Annotated in this window: 20 protein-coding genes; 7 read left to right on the plus strand and 13 right to left on the minus strand. The window is 68.5% G+C overall.

Translation table 11 applies throughout. The features are described 5' to 3' along the window. Positions 1–66: 66 nt before the first annotated feature. Genes PV646_RS04995 through PV646_RS05020 form a run of 6 tightly spaced genes read right to left on the minus strand, consistent with a single transcriptional unit; the run spans position 67 to position 4,828 of the window. The gene (locus PV646_RS04995) at positions 67–1,017 is read right to left on the minus strand and encodes a TIGR03557 family F420-dependent LLM class oxidoreductase (RefSeq protein ID WP_500340270.1); all 951 of its coding nucleotides are present in this window, start codon (positions 1,015–1,017) and stop codon (positions 67–69) included. Then, entirely contained in the window at positions 1,014–2,777 is a 1,764-nt protein-coding gene (locus PV646_RS05000) for a thiamine pyrophosphate-requiring protein (RefSeq protein WP_500340271.1), read from the minus strand. The genes PV646_RS04995 and PV646_RS05000 overlap by 4 nt, the downstream gene beginning before the upstream one ends. After that, positions 2,774–3,493 carry a metallophosphoesterase family protein gene (locus PV646_RS05005; protein ID WP_500340272.1) on the minus strand — a complete coding sequence of 240 codons (720 nt, stop codon included), beginning with the start codon at positions 3,491–3,493 and terminating at the stop codon, positions 2,774–2,776. Before PV646_RS05005 ends, PV646_RS05000 begins: the two co-directional genes overlap by 4 nt. Beyond that, positions 3,490–3,738 carry a BON domain-containing protein gene (locus PV646_RS05010; protein ID WP_090066705.1) on the minus strand — a complete coding sequence of 83 codons (249 nt, stop codon included), beginning with the start codon at positions 3,736–3,738 and terminating at the stop codon, positions 3,490–3,492. The genes PV646_RS05005 and PV646_RS05010 overlap by 4 nt, the downstream gene beginning before the upstream one ends. Then, positions 3,701–4,291, minus strand: coding sequence for a nucleotidyltransferase family protein (locus tag PV646_RS05015; protein WP_500340273.1), 591 nt, complete (start codon positions 4,289–4,291; stop codon positions 3,701–3,703). The genes PV646_RS05010 and PV646_RS05015 overlap by 38 nt, the downstream gene beginning before the upstream one ends. Before the next feature lie 36 nt (positions 4,292–4,327). Further along, positions 4,328–4,828 carry a GNAT family N-acetyltransferase gene (locus tag PV646_RS05020; RefSeq protein ID WP_500340274.1) on the minus strand — a complete coding sequence of 167 codons (501 nt, stop codon included), beginning with the start codon at positions 4,826–4,828 and terminating at the stop codon, positions 4,328–4,330. Positions 4,829–4,914: 86 nt separating this feature from the next. On the opposite strand from PV646_RS05020, the gene PV646_RS05025 reads away from it, so the two are divergent. Further along, positions 4,915–5,139: a zinc-ribbon domain-containing protein gene (locus PV646_RS05025; RefSeq protein ID WP_500340275.1), complete on the plus strand. Its 225-nt coding sequence runs from the start codon at positions 4,915–4,917 to the stop codon at positions 5,137–5,139. A gap of 58 nt (positions 5,140–5,197) precedes the next feature. Here PV646_RS05025 and PV646_RS05030 read toward each other — a convergent pair whose 3' ends face one another. After that, positions 5,198–5,782, minus strand: coding sequence for a DUF998 domain-containing protein (locus PV646_RS05030; RefSeq protein WP_500340276.1), 585 nt, complete (start codon positions 5,780–5,782; stop codon positions 5,198–5,200). A 136-nt stretch (positions 5,783–5,918) separates the two neighbouring features. Here PV646_RS05030 and PV646_RS05035 point away from each other — a divergent pair, with 136 nt between their 5' ends. Together PV646_RS05035 and PV646_RS05040 are read left to right on the plus strand one after the other, a co-directional pair. Beyond that, positions 5,919–6,602, plus strand: coding sequence for an SRPBCC family protein (locus tag PV646_RS05035; protein ID WP_500340277.1), 684 nt, complete (start codon positions 5,919–5,921; stop codon positions 6,600–6,602). After that, the gene (locus PV646_RS05040) at positions 6,599–7,420 is read left to right on the plus strand and encodes an alpha/beta fold hydrolase (RefSeq protein ID WP_500340278.1); all 822 of its coding nucleotides are present in this window, start codon (positions 6,599–6,601) and stop codon (positions 7,418–7,420) included. The genes PV646_RS05035 and PV646_RS05040 overlap by 4 nt, the downstream gene beginning before the upstream one ends. On the opposite strand, the gene PV646_RS05045 is transcribed toward PV646_RS05040, so the two are convergent. The 3 genes from PV646_RS05045 to PV646_RS05055 are packed head-to-tail and all read right to left on the minus strand — an operon-like array spanning position 7,330 to position 9,563. Further along, the gene (locus tag PV646_RS05045) at positions 7,330–8,535 is read right to left on the minus strand and encodes an MFS transporter (protein WP_500340279.1); all 1,206 of its coding nucleotides are present in this window, start codon (positions 8,533–8,535) and stop codon (positions 7,330–7,332) included. The two genes, PV646_RS05040 and PV646_RS05045, sit on opposite strands and share 91 nt — an antisense overlap. 27 nt (positions 8,536–8,562) lie before the next feature. Further along, entirely contained in the window at positions 8,563–9,141 is a 579-nt protein-coding gene (locus PV646_RS05050; RefSeq protein ID WP_500340280.1) for a Pr6Pr family membrane protein, read from the minus strand. Between the two features lie 23 nt (positions 9,142–9,164). Beyond that, complete coding sequence (locus tag PV646_RS05055; RefSeq protein WP_500340281.1) at positions 9,165–9,563, minus strand: DUF2000 family protein; 399 nt, start codon at positions 9,561–9,563, stop codon at positions 9,165–9,167. A 50-nt stretch (positions 9,564–9,613) separates the two neighbouring features. Here PV646_RS05055 and PV646_RS05060 point away from each other — a divergent pair, with 50 nt between their 5' ends. Both PV646_RS05060 and PV646_RS05065 read left to right on the plus strand, forming a co-directional pair. After that, the gene (locus PV646_RS05060) at positions 9,614–10,375 is read left to right on the plus strand and encodes an AraC family transcriptional regulator (RefSeq protein ID WP_500340282.1); all 762 of its coding nucleotides are present in this window, start codon (positions 9,614–9,616) and stop codon (positions 10,373–10,375) included. Between the two features lie 4 nt (positions 10,376–10,379). Further along, positions 10,380–12,977 carry an ATP-binding protein gene (locus PV646_RS05065; protein WP_500340283.1) on the plus strand — a complete coding sequence of 866 codons (2,598 nt, stop codon included), beginning with the start codon at positions 10,380–10,382 and terminating at the stop codon, positions 12,975–12,977. Here PV646_RS05065 and PV646_RS05070 read toward each other — a convergent pair. From PV646_RS05070 to PV646_RS05080, 3 genes are read right to left on the minus strand one after another with little or no spacing between them, the layout of a single operon-like run. Next, on the minus strand, positions 12,934–13,968 hold the full coding sequence (locus PV646_RS05070; RefSeq protein ID WP_500340284.1) for an FAD-dependent monooxygenase: 1,035 nt from the start codon (positions 13,966–13,968) through the stop codon (positions 12,934–12,936). The two genes, PV646_RS05065 and PV646_RS05070, sit on opposite strands and share 44 nt — an antisense overlap. A 35-nt stretch (positions 13,969–14,003) precedes the next feature. Then, positions 14,004–14,600 (minus strand): DUF305 domain-containing protein, encoded by a 597-nt coding sequence (locus PV646_RS05075; protein WP_500340286.1) that lies wholly within the window; start codon positions 14,598–14,600, stop codon positions 14,004–14,006. A 4-nt stretch (positions 14,601–14,604) separates the two neighbouring features. Further along, complete coding sequence (locus tag PV646_RS05080) at positions 14,605–15,357, minus strand: lytic polysaccharide monooxygenase (protein WP_500340287.1); 753 nt, start codon at positions 15,355–15,357, stop codon at positions 14,605–14,607. A gap of 282 nt (positions 15,358–15,639) precedes the next feature. Between PV646_RS05080 and PV646_RS05085 the strand changes: the two genes are divergently transcribed. Together PV646_RS05085 and PV646_RS05090 are read left to right on the plus strand one after the other, a co-directional pair. Next, positions 15,640–16,113 carry a hypothetical protein gene (locus tag PV646_RS05085; protein ID WP_500340288.1) on the plus strand — a complete coding sequence of 158 codons (474 nt, stop codon included), beginning with the start codon at positions 15,640–15,642 and terminating at the stop codon, positions 16,111–16,113. A gap of 78 nt (positions 16,114–16,191) precedes the next feature. Then, positions 16,192–16,737 carry a DUF305 domain-containing protein gene (locus PV646_RS05090; protein WP_500340289.1) on the plus strand — a complete coding sequence of 182 codons (546 nt, stop codon included), beginning with the start codon at positions 16,192–16,194 and terminating at the stop codon, positions 16,735–16,737. The last annotated feature ends 10 nt before the right edge of the window (positions 16,738–16,747 follow it).

Raw genomic sequence — 16,747 nt, forward strand, 5'->3', positions numbered from 1 at the left:
TTCGGTTAGTCATACCGCCGATCCTAACCCGTCCTGTCGCTCGCCGAGTGCGGTGCGCCGAAACCGTCAAGCATCGAGCAAAGGCACGACTTCCTTGGCCCAGAACTCGAAGAACTCCTCCTGCCGCGGACCGATCTGCTGCACGTAGACCTCGTCGAACCCGGCCTCCGCGAACTCCCTGACCTTCTCCGCGTACTTCTCGGGGTCCGGACCGCACGGAATCGCCTTCGCGATCATCTCCGGCGTCACGAGCTCCGAGGCCTGCTCGAAGTGCTTGGGTGTCGGCAGCACCTGGGCCAGCTCACCGGGCAGGCCGTCGTTGGGCCACAGGCGGTGCGCGGTGGCGACAGCGTCCTCTTCGGACTGCGCGTAGCAGACCTTCAGGCCGCTCTGCGCCGGGCCGCGACCGCCCTCGGCGCGATACTGCTTCACCAGGTCTCCGGCCGGGCCGACGCACACGTAGCCGTCGCCGCACCGGGCCGCGAGCCGGACCGCCTTCGGGCCGAACGCCGAGACGTAGACCGGCACCGGGCGTTCGGGCACGGTGTAGATGCGGGCGTTCTCGACGGTGTAGTACTTGCCGTGGTGCGTGACCTCGTCGCCCTGGTGCAGCGTGCGGATGAGGCCGATCGCCTCCTCCAGCATCTCCAGGCGCACGCCGGCGGACGGCCAGCGGTCGCCCAGCACGTGTTCGTTCAGGGCCTCGCCGGTGCCGACGCCGAGTACGAAACGGCCCTCGGTCTGCACCGCGGCGGTGGCGGCGGCCTGGGCGATGACAGCCGGGTGGATGCGCGCGATCGGGCAGGTCACCGCCGTGGTGATCGGCAGCGTCACGGCCTCCGACAGTGCGCCGATCGTGCCCCAGACGAACGGCGACTGGCCCTGCTCGTCGTTCCACGGGTGGTAGTGGTCGGAGATCCACAACGCCTCGAAGCCGTGCTCCTGCGCGAGCCGGGCGTTCTGGACCAGCTCACGCGGCCCGTGTTCTTCCGAGGAAAGGAAATAGCCCAGTTTCACGGCAGCAACTCCTGGATCTTGGTCTGCAGACCGCGGCGCAGCACGTCCCACGCGTCGGGGTCGCCCCGCAACACGGCCTCGGTCATGTCCTTGATCTGCTCGAACGTCGCGTGCGGCGGGATCGGCGGCACGCTCGGGTCGCAGCGCACGTCGAGAACGGTCGAGCCGTCGAACGCGAGCGCCGTCTCCCACGCCGTGCCGAGCTGTGCCGGGTCGTTGATCTCGATGCCCTGCAGGCCGATCGACCGGGCGAACGAGGCGTACGAGATGTCCGGCAGCGTCTGCGACTCCTCGAACTTCGGCGCCCCGCCCATCGCGCGCAGCTCCCACGTGACCTGGTTGAGGTCGTTGTTGTGGAACACGCAGACGACGCATCGGATGCCGTACCGCTTGAGCGTCAGCAACTCCGCCATGCCGTTCATCTGCATCGCGCCGTCGCCGACCAACGCGATCAACGGACGGTTCGGCTGGGCGAAGGCGGCCCCCAGCGCGTACGGGACCGCACAGCCCATCGTGGCCAGCGTGCCGGACAGCGAGGACCGGACGTTGCCGCGGATCTTGAGCAGCCGCGCGTACCAGTTCGTCGCGGAACCCGAGTCCGCGGTGACGATCGCGTTGTGCGGCAGGCGTTTCGAGAGTTCGGAGACGATCCGCATCGGGTTGACGGGGTCGGCGGGCACCTGCGCCTGCCGCTCCATCACCGCCCACCAGTGGACGACGTTCTCCTCGATCGTCGTCCGCCACGAGCGGTCGGTCTTCTCCTCCAGCAACGGGATCAGCGCGCGCAACGTCTCCCGCGCGTCACCGACGAGGTTGACCTCGGTCGGGTAGCGCATGCCGATCACCCGGCCGTCGACGTCGATCTGCACGCCGCGCGCTTTGCCGTACTGCGGCAGGAACTGCGAGTACGGGAAGTTCGATCCGACCATCAGCAACCGGTCGCAGTCGCGCATCATCTCGTACGACGGCCGGGTGCCGAGCAGCCCGATCGACCCGGTCACGTACGGCAGGTCGTCGGGCAGCACGTCCTTGCCCAGCAACGCCTTCGCGACACCGGCACCGAGCAGGTCGGCGACCGCGCGCACCTCCTCGGCGGCATCGCGGGCACCCTGACCGATCAGGATCGCGACCTTCTCGCCGCTGTTGAGCACCTCGGCCGCGCGCCGGACGTCGTCCAGGGCGGGCACGACCGACGACGAGGGACGGGACGGCGGGCTTGACGGGATGTACTTGAACTCGTGCTTGGGAGCGGCGTACTCCTGCTCCTGCACGTCGTTCGGGATGATCAGCACCGCGGGCGCGCGGTCGGCCTGAGCCGTGCGCATGGCCCGGTCCAGCGCGTTCGGCAACTGCTCGGGCACCGTCACGTCGACCAGGAACGAGGCGACGTCGCGGAACAACGAGTGCAGGTCGACTTCCTGCTGGTAGCTGCCACCCATCGCGGTGCGGGCGGTCTGACCGACGATCGCGACGACCGGCACGTGGTCGAGCTTCGCGTCGTACAGGCCGTTGAGCAGGTGGATCGCGCCGGGACCACTGGTGGCCAGGCAGACACCGACGTCGCCGCTGAACTTCGCGAAGCCGACGGCGGCGAACGCGGCCATCTCCTCGTGCCGGGTCTGGATGAACTTCGGGTCGTTGTCCGCCTTGCCGAACGCGGCCACGATCCCGTTGATGCCGTCACCGGGATAGGCGAACACCTGCCGCACGCCCCAGTCGCGCAGGCGCTGGACGACGAAGTCCCCGACGGTCGTCGTCACGAGTTCCCCTCCATCACGTAGACCGTGTACGCGGACCGGATGATCGGCTGCGCGACGTTGCGCACCCGCACCCCGCCCGGCGTCATGCCCTGCTCGGTGCCGAAGTGCGCGTGGCCGTGCACCGCGAGATGCGTGCCGGTCGCGTCGATGGCCTCGCCGAGCAGGTACGAACCGAGGAACGGGTAGATCTCCGGCGGTTCGCCGCGCAACGTGTCGGGCACCGGCGCGTAGTGCGTCAGCGCGACCTTGATGTCGGTGTCCAGTTCGGACAGTGCGTCCTGCAGGTTCTCGGCGATGCCGACGGTGTGCTGGATGAACGCCTTCATCTCGCGCTCACCGAACGCACTTCCGCACTTGCCCGCGAACCCACCGCCGAACCCCTTGACACCCGCGATGCCGATCGAGCACCCGTTGACCCGGTGGGTGAACGTCGTGCCTTCCAGCACGTGGATGCCCTTGTCCTGCAACGTCTTCGTGACTTCGAGCGGTTTGTCGTCCTGGTGGTCGTGATTGCCCAGCACGGCGACCACGGGCACCGGCAGGTCCGCGAACTCGTCCGCGACGACCTCGGCCTCGACGACCGTGCCGTGCCGCGTCAGGTCACCCGCGAGCAGCAGGACGTCCGCGTGCTCACCGACCTTCTCCAACGCCGGCCGCAGGTGCCCGCGCATGTCCTCGCCGAGGTGGATGTCCCCGACCGCAGCGACTCGGATCATCGCAGGTCCTCCTCACCCTCCGGTTCGCCCGCAGGTGTCACGCGCACGTCGTTGTAGATCGTCAGTTCGGGGGCGGCCTCGTGCAGGACCTCCTCCAGCGCGGCGCGGCGATCCGCACAGGCGACGTCGCCGGAGAGCATCACGTGGTCGCCGCGCACCGTGACGCGGACGCCCAGTTCGGCGGTGCGAGGGTCCTCGGCGACCGCCCTACGCAGATTTGCCGCCAGGTACTGCTCGGAACTCATGGGTCCTCCCGATGATGTCCAGGCGTTCGATGAGCATCAGGAACGCTTCGGCGTAAGGAGAGTCCTTGGTCTCCTCGCGCACCTGGTCCCAGTCGATCTGTTCTCGCAACGCCCGCGCGAACGGCAACAGCTCGCTGAAGTCGCAGCGGTGCCCGTCCAGCACGAGCAGCTTGCTGCTCAGCACGAACGTCGCCGGCATGACCGGCAGCATCACCGAACCGACGGGCATCTCCTCCGCCATCGCGAGGATCTCGTCGGTCACCGGCCGTTCGTTGGGCCGGAACAACAGGTCCACCAGCGAATCGCCGTCGTAGACCTTCAACAGCCAGTCCTCCGGCGGCTCCGCACCGCGCAGTCCTGCCTCCACCAACACCCGCACGGCCTCGTTGACGTCCTGTTCCTTCACCAGGAGGTCGACGTCGTGCTCACTCACGGGTCCGCCTCGCGCATAACCGGCACAACCACCGGTCAGGGCGAACGGAATCTCCGCTCCACGTAAGACCTTGGCGACCTTGGTCAAAGTCAGCAGCAGCTCGGCCTGCACGTCGCTCATGCGCTCCCGGTTACCCGGCTGATCGCAGAGTGAACCTCAGTCCGTGGCGAGGCGGGCGTGAGTTTCGGTGTCGAACCGGATCCCGTCGTAGAGCAGCCGCGCCCGTTCGACGCCTTCCACGGCGAAACCCGCCCCCGTCGCGACACGACAGGAGGCGGGGTTGTCCACGCGATGAGCGAGTTCCAGCCGGAACAGGCCGAGCTCGGAGAAGGCGAACTCGCTGACCGCGACGCAGGCCTTCGTGGCGAGGCCCTTGCCCCGGGCCTCCTCGCGCATCCAGTACGAGATCCACCCGGTGAGGTGACGGCGCTCCACGCTCGACACGGCGACGTTGCCCACCGGCACGCCCTCGTGCAGCACCGCGAACGAGTAGGCGGCGTCGTCGTCGCGACGGGCCGTGAGCAGCGCGATCCAGTCCTCGGCGGCGGCCAGCGAGTCGATCGGGGCGGTGAACTGGCGGGCCATCATCTCCTCACCCGCCGCCGCGAGGATGACCGGAGCGTCGTCGGGGGTCCAGGGCCGCAGCAGGGTGTCCACACCGTCCACCTTCCGAATTCGCGGGTCCGGCTGCAACTCAGGGGGCATCCCACACGTCAGAAGAACAACGGACAAAGGGAGAGCAGATGGTCATTTTCGGCTGGCGGACGACGATCGAGCAGCTGCGGATGCTGACGCTGGTGTGCGGACACTGCCACCACCAGTCGGCGCACAACCTGTTCCGGCGCTACACGAAGCCGACGATCTTCTTCATCCCGCTGTTCACGATCAGCAGCAAGTACGGGCTGCAGTGCACCTTCTGCGGCGTCTCGTACGACATCAGCAAGATGCACGCGCATCAGCTCGTCTGACAGGCCTCGCAACCGGGCGCGTGCTCGTCGGTGGTGACGCGCCCGCACTCCGGGCAGATCAGCTCGAGAAGGCAGGCCGGCTCAGCCTCAGGGACACGATCGACGTCCACACCCAGCCGATCGTCGCGACCACGTAGAGCAGCACCGTCCCGCCGGGGTTGCCCAGGAACGCCATCGGCACCACCAGGAGCACGCCCGTCAGGCCGCTCATCACCGCCAGCCATCCTCCGAGCCTACGCGCGAACACGAAGCACGCCCCGATCCAGCCGATCATCGCGAGCCCGAACGCGGCCGCGTGCAGGGCGCCGTGCCAGGACAGCGCAGCCGGTGGGCCGTCGGGCGCTCCGGCGGGGAACCCCATGGCCGGATCGGCCACGAACACCCCGCCGAGGATCATCCCCACGCCCATCAGGCCGATCAGCCTCGCTCCCCACCTCGTGTGCTTAGCCATGCCCGTCGCGGCTACCAGGAACAGCGCTCCGCTGACGACGAAGTTGGCGATCTGGATCCAGCCGAGCGAGCCGAGGCTGAGCATGCTGAACGGGTGTCGTGCCAGGTCGAAGCCCTCCCGGGTGAACGCCTGGGCGTACCCGACGACGAGGTAGAGCGGACCGGCGACGACGCCACAGGCGATGCGGGACATGAGGTTCCTCCAGTTCGTGGTGTGGCGAGAACGGAACCACCGACAACTTTTTTTGTCAAGACTAGTCTCACTGTCTTGACGAGAGGAATTGTCGGGAGCAGGATGAGACCATCCACGAACCAGAAGGGGAGAGCAGATGGGCCACGAGTTCACGAGCACCGACGAGATCGAGGTGCCGGCCTCCGTCGAGGACGTCTGGACGGCCATCGCGACGGGACCAGGCATCGACTCGTGGTTCATGGGCCGCAACGAGGTCGCGAACGGCCAGGTCAAGATGGCCTTCGGCGGGTACGAGCCGACGAGCGAGGTCACCGCGTCGGATCCCCTGCGCCACTTCGCGTACGACTCCGGCAAGGCACCCGACGGCCGGTTCATCGCCTACGAGTTCCTCGTCGAGGGCCGCGAGCACAGCAGCACCGTGCTCCGCATGGTCACGAGCGGCTTCCTGCCCGGCGACGACTGGGCCGACGAGTTCGAGGCGATGACGCTGGGCGGCGCGCTGTTCCGGCGCACGCTGCTCGAGTACCTGACGCACTTCCCCGGCCGCACGGCCCGTCCGCTCACGGTCTTCGGGCCGATGATCGGCGACTGGGACGAGGCCTGGAAGAAGCTCGACGCGGCGATCGCCGAGAAGCTCCCGGACGCCGTCGAGTTCCACCGCAACGCCCACACGGTCGCCCTGCGCACCGAACACGGCATCTACCGCTTCATGCGCGGGTTCTTCGGCCCGGTCATCGCCGCACACAACATCTTCGAGGGCGACGAGTCCGAACAGGACTGGCAGGACTTCCTCGACAGCACGCTGGGAGAGCAGAAATGACGCGCTTCACGACTTCCGCCGACGGCACCGAGGTCGCCTACTCGATCACCGGTTCCGGACCCGCGCTGGTCATCGTGGACGGCGCGATGTGCCACCGGATGTTCGGCCCGACCACGGAACTCGCATCGGTGCTGGACAAGAACTTCACCGTCTACACCTACGACCGGCGCGGCCGCGGCGAGACCGGTGACGGCGCGACGCCGTGGTCTCTGGAGCGCGAGGTCGAGGACATCGACGCCGTGATCAGGGAGGCCGACGGCAGCGCGTTCGCCTTCGGCGTGTCCTCGGGCGCGGTGCTGGCGATGGAGGCCGCGTCACGGCTGCCCGGCATCTCCCGGCTCGCGATCTACGAGGCGCCGTTCGTCGTGGACGACACGTACAAGCCTCGTCCCGCCGACATCGTGCGGCAGATGAACGACATGCTCGCGCGCGGCGACCGTTCCGGGATGCTCTCGACGTTCATGAAGATGGTCGGCGTGCCCGGGATCGGCCTCGCGGTCATGAAGCTGACCCCGATGTGGAAGAAGCTCAAGCTGGTCGCGCACACGCTGCCGTGGGACCTCATGATCCTGGGCGACGACGGCCGCGGCTCGACGCTGCCGGCCGACCGTTGGAACGTGCGGGTGCCGACGCTCGCGATGGACGGCGGCAAGAGCCCCGAGTACCTCCGCAACACCATGAAGAACGTCGCGGAGGTGCTGGGAGCCGACCACAGGACGCTGCCCGGTCAGACGCACATGTACAAGTCGTCGGTCATGGCACCGGAGCTGGTGGAGTTCTTCTCGCGGGCCCAGCGCACCGCGGGTCCCATCGCGTAACCGGCGACGACGAAGAGCCCGCCGACCAGCAGCCAGCCGACGGCGCCCCAGCCGAGCACGACGGTGGTGAGCAGGGCGGGGCCGACCATGCGCGCGACGGCCGTTCCGGTCGCGAAGAAGCCCTGGTACTGGCCCTGCCGGTCGGCGGGTGCGAGGGAGAAGCTGATCTCCCAGGCACCCGACGCGAGCATCATCTCGCCGAGCACCTGCAACGCGGCGGCCGCGATCAGCAAGGCCGCCGCGGGCCAGGCGCCGACGCCGAACGCCGTGGCGGCGAAGACCGCGCAGGACGCGAGCATGATCAGTCCGGCGTGCCGCACGAGCTTCGACGCCCGGTCCAGGCCGTCGGCGCGGCGGGCGATCCTGACCTGGAACAGCACGACGGCCGCGGTGTTGAGCACCAGCAACCCGGCAGCGAGCCACGTCGGCGCCTCGGTGCGCTGCACGATCCACAGCGGGATGATCAGGCTCAGCAGCGGCATGTAGAGCAGCATCACGGCGTTGATCACCGTGATCAGCGCGTACGGGCGGTCCTTCAGGACGTCGAACTTGCCCTTTGCCCTGGTCATCACGGTCTCGGGCAACGTGCTGAGGATCGCGGCGGCGATGAGGAACGCGACGACGTCGATCACGAACACGGCCATGTAGGCGGCCTCGGTGGCCAGGTGCAGCGCGAACCCGCCCGCCGCCGCACCGATCGCGATGCCCGCGTTGGCCGTGGACTGGATGCGCGCACGGACCCGTGTGCGTTCCTCCGGCGTGGTGAGGCCGGCGAGCAGGGCCTGCCTGGACGCCTGCAGGCCGCTCTGGAAGCTCGCGTACAGGCACATGACCACGACGAACGCGGCGAAGTTCCGCGTGAAGAGCAGGATGCCGATGCTCGCGGCCGTCGCGGCGGCGAGCACGACCGCGGTGGTGCGCGGGCCCATGCGGTCGGCGAAGTGGCCCAACGCGACTCCGGCGACCGCTCCGACGCCCCACGCGAGCGTCAGCGCGAGGCCGACCTTCGCCGCGCTCAGGCCGACGACCTGCGTGAAGTAGAGGGCCGAGACGACGAGGAAACCGCCGTCGCCGATCGAGTTCGTCAGCTGCGCGTACGCGAGTCGCCTGGTCATGTTCTGACCGTAGAGCGGTGATTGGCCCTAACTTTGGGACAAGGAATGCTTCTGTTTCTGGGCCAATTTGGTACCCGTCCAGGACACCGCGAACGCCAGCGCGACGAAGACGACCGTGACGACCAGGCAGTTCAGGAACACCGCGCCGTAGCCGTTGGTGCGCGGATCCATGAACGGGTACGGGTACCAGCCCACGATCGGGCCCCTGACCAGCGTGTACACCAGGTAGGCCAGCGGGAACGACAGCCAGAGCCACGCCCGCCTGGTCCGTTCCGGCGCAAGAAGCCACTCCGCGACCACGAGGATCGGGACGATTGTGTGCAGCACCCAGTTCGCGTAGGCGGGCGTCTGCACGTCGATGCCCCGCAGCAGCAGCCAGTACACGATCCCCGTGGTGCCCATGTAGAGCACTGCCGCGCCCCTGATCTGCGCGGACACCGGGTTGAACACGCCGAGCAACGCCACAACCGCCGCGAAGACGTTCGAGAGCACGGTGAAGTAGCTGAAGTGGTCGGCCGGGCGGAACCTGTCCCCCAGCACGACCACCAGGTAAACCTCCGCCGAAAGCACCAGCAGGAACACGGCCATCCGGAGCAGCTTGATCACTCGGGCATTAGAACCCGGTTTCGTCAGGGGTGCATCCGGGCGCCCTTGAAGATCTTGTCGACGGCGTTCTTCTGGCCGTGGACCGCGATGCCGACCAGGTCGAGGTCCTGCGTGTGCACCTTGCGGACGGCCGCGCGGTTGTCGTCGTCGTTGCCCGTCGCGAACAGGTCGGCCGTGAAGATGGTCATCGGCTGGCTGCGGTTCAGGGCGCGTTCGTGGGCCTTCTTGAGCAACTCCGCGGTGCCCTGCAGCACCACGACGGGCTGGCCGAACATGGAGAGGTAGTGCACGTCGTCGGCGTCGACGTAGGGCTCGCCCCGGAGCGTCTCGGGCAGCCCGCTGACGAGGAAGGCGGTGACGTTCAGGGCCTGCCAGCCGGCCAGGTCGTCCCGCAGCAGCACAGCGATCTTGGTGTCGAACATGGACTCCACGATCGTGGGCGGCCATGTTCGCCGTCTTGTACGTTTCTGACATGAGCGTCACCGCGTGGAGACCGGCGGTGGACGGCATCAAGGAAGCCTTCCATGCGTCGTTCACCACGCACGTCTACCCAACGCACACGCACGACGCGTGGACGTTGATGGTGCTCGACACCGGCGCCGTGCGGTACGAACTGGACCGTCACGAGCACGGCGCGCTCGTCTCCGGTGTCACGCTGTTGCCGCCGCACGTGCCGCACGACGGCCGTTCCGCTCATTCGACGGGCTTCCGCAAGCGCGTGCTCTACCTGGACGACTCGGCGTTGCCGGTCGAGCTGATCGGCAAGGCCGTCGACACCCCGATGCTGCCCGATTCGCTGCTGCGCCAACGGATCCATCAGCTGCATCTGGTGCTGGACGAACCGTTCGAAGCCGCCAGCCGGCTCTCGTTGATCACAGAACGCCTCCGGCACCACTTCGCCGGCACCGCACCCGTCGTGCATTCCGACCCGACGCTCGCCGACCGGTTGCGACAGTTGCTGGACGCTTCGCTGCCGTCGGGGATCACGCTCGCGGAGGCCGCGGCGGAGCTGCAGACCAGCCCGACGCACCTCGTGCGGGCGTTCAGCCGCCGGTTCGGGTTGCCGCCGCACAAGTACCTGACCGGCCGCCGGGTAGATCTCGCGCGCGGGTTTCTGGTCGACGGAAGACCGGCCGCGGAGGTGGCGGTGTTGGCCGGGTTCCACGACCAGTCGCACCTCACGCGCCATTTTCGCCGGGTGCTGGGTACGAGTCCTGGACGCTTCGTACGCTGACACCGTGCAGGTCGGCATCCTCGGGCCCGTTGAGGCGCATTCACCAAGCGGCAAGATCGCGGTGGGTGGCCCACGGCCGCGCACCCTGCTGGCGCTGCTGGCGATCCGGGTGGGAGAAGTCGTCCCGCTCGACCGTCTGATCGACGAGCTCTACGGCTCCGAACCGCCGTCGGACGCCGCGAACGCGTTGCAGGGCCAGGTCTCGCGCCTGCGCCGGGCGCTCGGGGACGCGGCGCTGATCGAGTTCCACCCGGCCGGGTACCGCCTGGTGCTGCCCGCCTCCCAGGTGGACGCGCACCGGTTCGTCACGCTGAGCGCGGACGGCCGGCAGGCGTTGGAGCAGGGTGACCCGCAGGCGGCGGAATCCCTTCTGTCCGAGGCACTCCGGCTCTGGCGCGGTCCGGCGCTCGCGGACGTCGCCCTGGCGGACCACGCGACCCGCCTGGAGCAGCAGCGCGTCGACGCCGCGGGTTCGCTGGCCGCGGCCCGGATCCGGCTCGGCAAGGCCGACGTCGCCGAGGTCCAGGACCTGGTGCGGCGGAACCCGTTGGACGAACGGCTGCGCGGTTACCTGATGCAGGCGCTCCACCAGCAGGGCCGGCAAGCCGAAGCGTTGCAGGCGTTCGAGGACGCGCGCGCTCTGCTGGCCGATCAACTGGGCACCGACCCGTCGCCCGAACTGCGTGCCGTGCACCTGCGGGTCCTGCGCGGCCAGACCCACCGCGAACTGCCGGCCCAGCTGACGAAGTTCGTCGGCAGGCAGGCCGAACTCGCGCGGATCGCCTCGCTGTCCGCCCGGCTGATCACCCTCACCGGGCCCGGTGGCGCGGGCAAGACGAGGCTCGCGTTGCAGGCCGCCGATCCCGGTGCGATCTTCGTGGACCTGGCTCCGGCCAAGGACGTGGCGGCGGCGACGCTGCAAGCGCTGGGGCTCAAGGAGGCCGTGCTGGAGCCGGAGGAGCGGCTGACGCTGGCGCTGCGCGAGCGCGACACGTTGCTGATCCTGGACAACTGCGAGCACCTGATCGTCCAGGCCGCTCAGCTGGCCCAGCACCTGCTCAGCACGTGCCCGTCGTTGCGCGTTCTCGCCACGAGCCGGGAGGCGCTCGGCATCACCGGCGAGACGCTGTGCCCGGTGCCGCCGCTCGACCCCGAGCAGAGCGTGGCGCTGTTCGCCGACCGCGCCCGGCTGGTGAACCCGGCGTTCGTGCGGGACCGGCACACGATCGACATCTGCCGGGAGCTGGACGGCCTGCCGCTCGCGATCGAACTGGCCGCGGCGCGCACACGCACGTTGACGACCGAGGAGATCGCCGACCGCCTGAACGACCGCTTCCGGTTGCTCACCAAGGGAAATCGGGCCGCCGCACCCCGGCACCAGACGTTGCGGGCCGTCGTGGAGTGGAGCTGGGACCTGCTGACCGAGGACGAACGCGACCTGGCCGCGTGCCTCGCGACGTTCAGCGGCGGGGCGAGCCTGGAGGCCGTCGAGGAGGTCTGCCGGCACGACCTGGAGACGCTGGACGCGTTGGTGGACAAGTCGTTGGTGGAGGCGAGCGACGGCCGTTACCGGATGTTGGAGACGATCCGCGAGTTCTGCTCGGAGCACAAACGCGTCGACGCCGCTCACGCCGCGTACTTCCACGACCTGGCCCGCCGCGCGGATCCCGAGCTGCGCCAACGGGATCAGGTGCGGTGGTTCGCCCGGCTGACGGCCGAGCACGCGAACCTGATGCAGGCCGTCGCCTGGACCACGGCGTTCGAACCGGAACGCGCGCTGCGGCTCGTCAGCGACCTCGCCTGGTACTGGTACGTGAAGGGCAGCCGCGTGGAAGTCCAGGGCGTGGCGGAGGAACTGCTCGCCCGCGTGCCCGAACAGTCCACGGAGGAGTACGCGGTCCTGCTCGCCCTGGCGGCCCCGGAACGCGTGCAGGACAAGCTCCTCGAGCTGCGTGGCCCGATCAGGCAACCGTTCGTGCTCATCGCGTGGGCCATGCTCAGCGGCCCGCCCGACCCGTCCGCCCCGCGCACGCCGTTGCACGACGAGGTGGAGAGCAGCGAGGACCCGTGGATCCAGGGCCTGATCGGGTTCAGCAACGCCTACACCTCCTGGGCCGCGAGCGGTGACCGCGCACGAGCGGTCGAGGAGTCCCGCGCGGCCTTGCGGCGGTTCCAGGACCTGGGCGAGCGCTGGGGCTCGGCGCAGGTCCTGGACGTGCTGGCCACCATCACCGAGGACCCGGCGGAAGCCCTGGCCCTGACGGACGAGGCGCTCCGGGCAGTCGCGGAACTCGGTGCGAAGGAAGAACTCGCCGAACTTCGAGGCCGGCGTGCGGACCGGCTGCTCGACATCGACGAGGCGGCGGCGGAACGCGACTACCTCCAGGCCCTGGAGCAGGCGACGGAAGCGGGACTGTCCGCCACCCGAGCACTCGCGAAGGCCGGGCTCGCCAAGATCGCCCATCGGCGGGGAGATCCGGCAAGGGCGGAACTCCTGCTGCGCGAGGCGCAACGGGAACTCGGCTTCGGGTGGATGCACGCGGCGGCCGAGCAGCACGTCAACGAGGTGCTCGAGGAGCTGTCGCGTACTCGGGAAGTGTGATCGCGGTGGCGGCCCGCATGTCCGTGCGCGCGACCATCGGCATCTTCGGCAGCAGGCCGAACATCCGGTCGCGCACCCACATGCCGAACCTGCTGCCCGGCGCGAGGAACGGCCCGGGGTTGCCCTGGCAGCCGCGCGCGTAGGGGCCGATGAGGGCTTCGTAGCGGGCGAAGGCGTCGCCTCCCGCCGCCAGTTCCCCCGCCAGCACGTAGGCGGAGACGACCGCGAGCCCGGTTCCCATGCCGCCCAACGTGGATCCGTAGCCGGCGTCACCGATCAGCGTGGCCCGCCCGGAACTCACCGCGGGCATCCGGACCTGGCTGATCGAGTCGAAGTAGACGCCCGGTGCCACGATCTCCTCCGGCATCAGCTCGGGTGGCGCGGAGGACTTGTACATCAGCCACCCCGGCGCCGTCAGCACTCCGGGCGAGCACGTCAGGTCGTGGTCGTCGCCGTCCGCGTTCCAGATCGCGAAGTAGTAGCCCTGGAACTTGGGGCGGTACTCGGGAAAGACCAGCCGCCGCACACCGGACCGCATCCCGTCCGCGCCGACGACGAAGTCGAACCTCCGGGACTGTCCGCGGGCGAACGTCACGTCCACACCCGCACCGTCGTCGTGCAGCGACGTGATCCAGTCGCCGAAGACGTACTCCACGTCGGCGGCGGTGTGCTCGTACAACAGCCGCGAGAGGTCGCCGCGGAGGATCTCGACGTCCCCCGCGGTGAACGATCCGGGCAACCGCGCCCGTTCCCGTCCCGCGAGGTCGCGGAACACCATGTCGCGCGGAGAGGTCCGCGCGGCCTCGACCGCGTCGAGCACGCCCATCCGCCTCAGCACGGACAGGTGCGCCTCGCCGCGGAAGTCGACGGCCTGGCCGCCGGCGCGCAACGAGGGCGCGCGTTCCACCACCACCGCGGAGATGCCGAAGTGCGTCAGCCAGTGGGCCAGCGCGGGCCCGGCGATTCCCGCTCCCGAGATCAGTACGTCCATGCTCGGGATGCAACGCCGGGCCGCTGACCGAACGCCTACGGTCCGCTGATGATCTTCAGCATCTGCTGGATCTGGCCCTGCCGGGTGTTGACCACCCGCTCGGCGTAGGCCGTGGTCTCCGGGTTCATGCCGTCCTTCTTCTCGGCGAGCGCCATCTCCACGCCCGCCCCCTGATGCCCGGTCATCAGGTTGAGGAAGAGCGCGTCGAACTCAGGCCCGCTCTTCTCCTTGGTCTCGTTGATGACCTTGTCGTCGAGCAGCGGCTGACCTCCGTGGGCGGCGTGCAGGTTGGCGCCGTCGCCTTCCGGTTTGCCCCAGAGCTTCAGCCACGACTTGAGCATCGTGAGCTCCTCGCGCTGGGTCACGTCGATCGCGCCCGCAAGGTCCTTCGCCTCAGTGCTGGCCGCCTTCGCCAGCCCCACCTGCGACAGGCTGATGCCGAGTTGCAGGTGGTCCACCATCATCTGCACGAACATCACGTCCGCGTCGTTGAACCTCGCACTGGCACCCGGAACGGGTGGCGCGGCGGACGACGCGCCGTGCCCGTGGGCTCCTCGGCCCTCCGGCACGATCGCCTCGCCGCCGCACCCCGCCAGCGCCAGGACCGCGACAGCGATCACCAGGCGCTTCATGAGATCAGATCTTCTCCCAGAGCGCCGCCACGTTCGGCGGTTCCCAGCCGGTCAGCGAGGTGTGCGCCTGACGGCAGCGGTAGGACGAGCCGCCGTAGGTGACGGTCTGGCCGACCGCGTACGACGTGTTCGCCGCCCACGTGCCGCCGGCCGGCGGCTGCTGCGTGGTCGTGGTCGTGGTGGTGGTCGGAGGACGGGTGGTTGTCGTCGTGGTGGGCGGCGGGGTCGTGCCGCCACCACCGTTGATGTTGAGGTCGATGCACGAGTAGAACGCGTTCACCGTGTCGCCGATGTTCCAGATCGCGAACAGCTTCTGGCGACCGGAGAACCCGCCGAGGTTGATGTTGTGCGTGGTCGGGTTGTTCGGCTGCTGGTTGTTGCCGGCGAAGTAACCGACGCGCGTGTTCCCGATGAAGTACTCGTAGTCACGCGTGGCGTGCCGGGCGGTGAAGGTCCAGGTCAGAGACAGGGTCTGACCGGTGTTGGTGACCTTCCAGGGCAGTGAGTCGTTGTCAAGCGGGGCGAAGGCGCCGTTGTCGCCGCTGCAGTTCTTCTTGCCCTTGACACCCTCGGCGCTCTGAGGCTCGTACTTCGCCTGGCCGCACAGGCTCTCGGCGATGTCGCCCCGGGCACACTGCGCGGATCGGCTGGCAGGCGAGGACACGTAACCGTGTGCACTGGCCGAGCCGACCGGCGTGATGAGGACGATTGCAGGGACAGCGGCCAGGACGAGCGCCGCTTTGCGCATGTTCTTCATTGGTCCGAACTCCTTGGATCGTTCCCAAACGGGTTGACCCGTAAGCAGGGGGCGGGAACCGGGAGCGCTCTAGATCGCTCTCCGATCCAGTTTCGGTCTGTGGTCTAGACCATAAACCGAGGTTCAGAAAGTGGTCAAGTGACCACCGAACGCGGAAGAAAAATGACTCATACCAACAAGTCCACGCAAGTGCGGTGGTCCTGTCCTCCGCCATTCGGGTCACTGGACCAGACCAATCAGCCCACTGATTAGGAGTCGTCACACTCTGGGTAACCCCGTTCCATGCGCGATTTCGACGAGCCCAGCAGAACGGCCGGCCCCGGCGTCGTCTCCGACGGACCCGCAGGCGCCGCAACGGTCCTCGTGATCGATCCAGCAGGAGAGGCGATCCACGACGAGATCCCCGCGACCTGGCGACCGCTGACGTCCGACATCCGCATCGTGTGGCTGCGCGTCCCCGCCGCACCGGGCTGGAAGTCCACAGTGGACGCGTTGCTGACCAGGCACCGCGACGACACCAGGACCGTGCTGGACGTGGTCGCGAGCGGCCCCATCGCCGCGGATGTCATCGATGTCGTGGCGGGCCACCCGAACCTGGTGCGCTCGGTCCTGCTGGTGGATCCCGAAGTGCCGGTGGAAGCCACGTTCGCCCAGGTCATCCACCACACCAACGACGTGGAGGCACCCCTCCCGCTGGGCCACCCGGACGTCGTCCAGGCCGTGGTCGCGGCACTCGAACTGCACCGAACCACTTAGGTTCCGAAACTTTCGCTGAACCGGACACTTCGACCACCCGTATCCCTCGGCAGGGAACCGAGACACGGGAGAGACTTCATGCGAGCGCGTCTGCTCATCATCGTGCTAGGGCTGCTTGCGTTGACGGCCTGTTCGTCTGTCGGCGGCGGTGGCGGCTCGGGCGAACCGGCGGCCAACGAAGCGGACGCGACGTTCTCGTTGCGGATGATCCCCCACCACCGCCAGACGATCGAGATCGCCAAGGTCGCCATGGAGAAGTCCAAGGACGACTTCGTGGTCAACGTGGCCGACAAGATCGCCACCGCCGAGGCGGGCGAGATCGAGCAGATGGCCACCTACCTGCGCAGCTGGAACATCCAGGTGCCGGGCGACGACGCCAACGCGACGCACAAGATGGCGGGCATGATGACCGTCAAGGACGTCGAGGCCCTGAAGTCCGCCACGGGCAAGCAGTACGACGACCTGTTCCTCGCCACCCTCTCCCGCCACCTCCGCAGTGGCGTCGACATGGCGAAGGACGCCCAGGCCAAGGGCGAGCACATCGGCTCGAAGGCGTTGGCGGGCAAGATCATCGTGTCGCAGACCGAGGTCCTGGACCAGATCAGCGCCAAGCAGAAGTCCTGACCCCGCAGCA

The sequence above is a fragment of the Streptomyces sp. ID05-26A genome (genome assembly GCF_033794685.1).
Taxonomy (GTDB): Bacteria; Actinomycetota; Actinomycetes; order Mycobacteriales; family Pseudonocardiaceae; genus Lentzea.

Excerpts from the sequence above, each read along its gene's own strand:
- PV646_RS05030 (WP_500340276.1), bottom strand. The coding sequence starts at position 5,782 with ATGTCCCGCATCGCCTGTGGCGTCGTCGCCGGTCCGCTCTACCTCGTC.
- PV646_RS05055 (WP_500340281.1), bottom strand. The coding sequence starts at position 9,563 with ATGTTCGACACCAAGATCGCTGTGCTGCTGCGGGACGACCTGGCCGGC.
- PV646_RS05075 (WP_500340286.1), bottom strand. The coding sequence starts at position 14,600 with ATGAAGCGCCTGGTGATCGCTGTCGCGGTCCTGGCGCTGGCGGGGTGC.
- PV646_RS05025 (WP_500340275.1), top strand. The coding sequence starts at position 4,915 with ATGGTCATTTTCGGCTGGCGGACGACGATCGAGCAGCTGCGGATGCTG.
- PV646_RS05015 (WP_500340273.1), bottom strand. The coding sequence starts at position 4,291 with ATGAGCGACGTGCAGGCCGAGCTGCTGCTGACTTTGACCAAGGTCGCC.
- PV646_RS05070 (WP_500340284.1), bottom strand. The coding sequence starts at position 13,968 with ATGGACGTACTGATCTCGGGAGCGGGAATCGCCGGGCCCGCGCTGGCC.
- PV646_RS05080 (WP_500340287.1), bottom strand. The coding sequence starts at position 15,357 with ATGAAGAACATGCGCAAAGCGGCGCTCGTCCTGGCCGCTGTCCCTGCA.
- PV646_RS05005 (WP_500340272.1), bottom strand. The coding sequence starts at position 3,493 with ATGATCCGAGTCGCTGCGGTCGGGGACATCCACCTCGGCGAGGACATG.
- PV646_RS05035 (WP_500340277.1), top strand. The coding sequence starts at position 5,919 with ATGGGCCACGAGTTCACGAGCACCGACGAGATCGAGGTGCCGGCCTCC.
- PV646_RS05090 (WP_500340289.1), top strand. The coding sequence starts at position 16,192 with ATGCGAGCGCGTCTGCTCATCATCGTGCTAGGGCTGCTTGCGTTGACG.
- PV646_RS05060 (WP_500340282.1), top strand. The coding sequence starts at position 9,614 with ATGAGCGTCACCGCGTGGAGACCGGCGGTGGACGGCATCAAGGAAGCC.
- PV646_RS05010 (WP_090066705.1), bottom strand. The coding sequence starts at position 3,738 with ATGAGTTCCGAGCAGTACCTGGCGGCAAATCTGCGTAGGGCGGTCGCC.
- PV646_RS05040 (WP_500340278.1), top strand. The coding sequence starts at position 6,599 with ATGACGCGCTTCACGACTTCCGCCGACGGCACCGAGGTCGCCTACTCG.
- PV646_RS05085 (WP_500340288.1), top strand. The coding sequence starts at position 15,640 with ATGCGCGATTTCGACGAGCCCAGCAGAACGGCCGGCCCCGGCGTCGTC.
- PV646_RS05045 (WP_500340279.1), bottom strand. The coding sequence starts at position 8,535 with ATGACCAGGCGACTCGCGTACGCGCAGCTGACGAACTCGATCGGCGAC.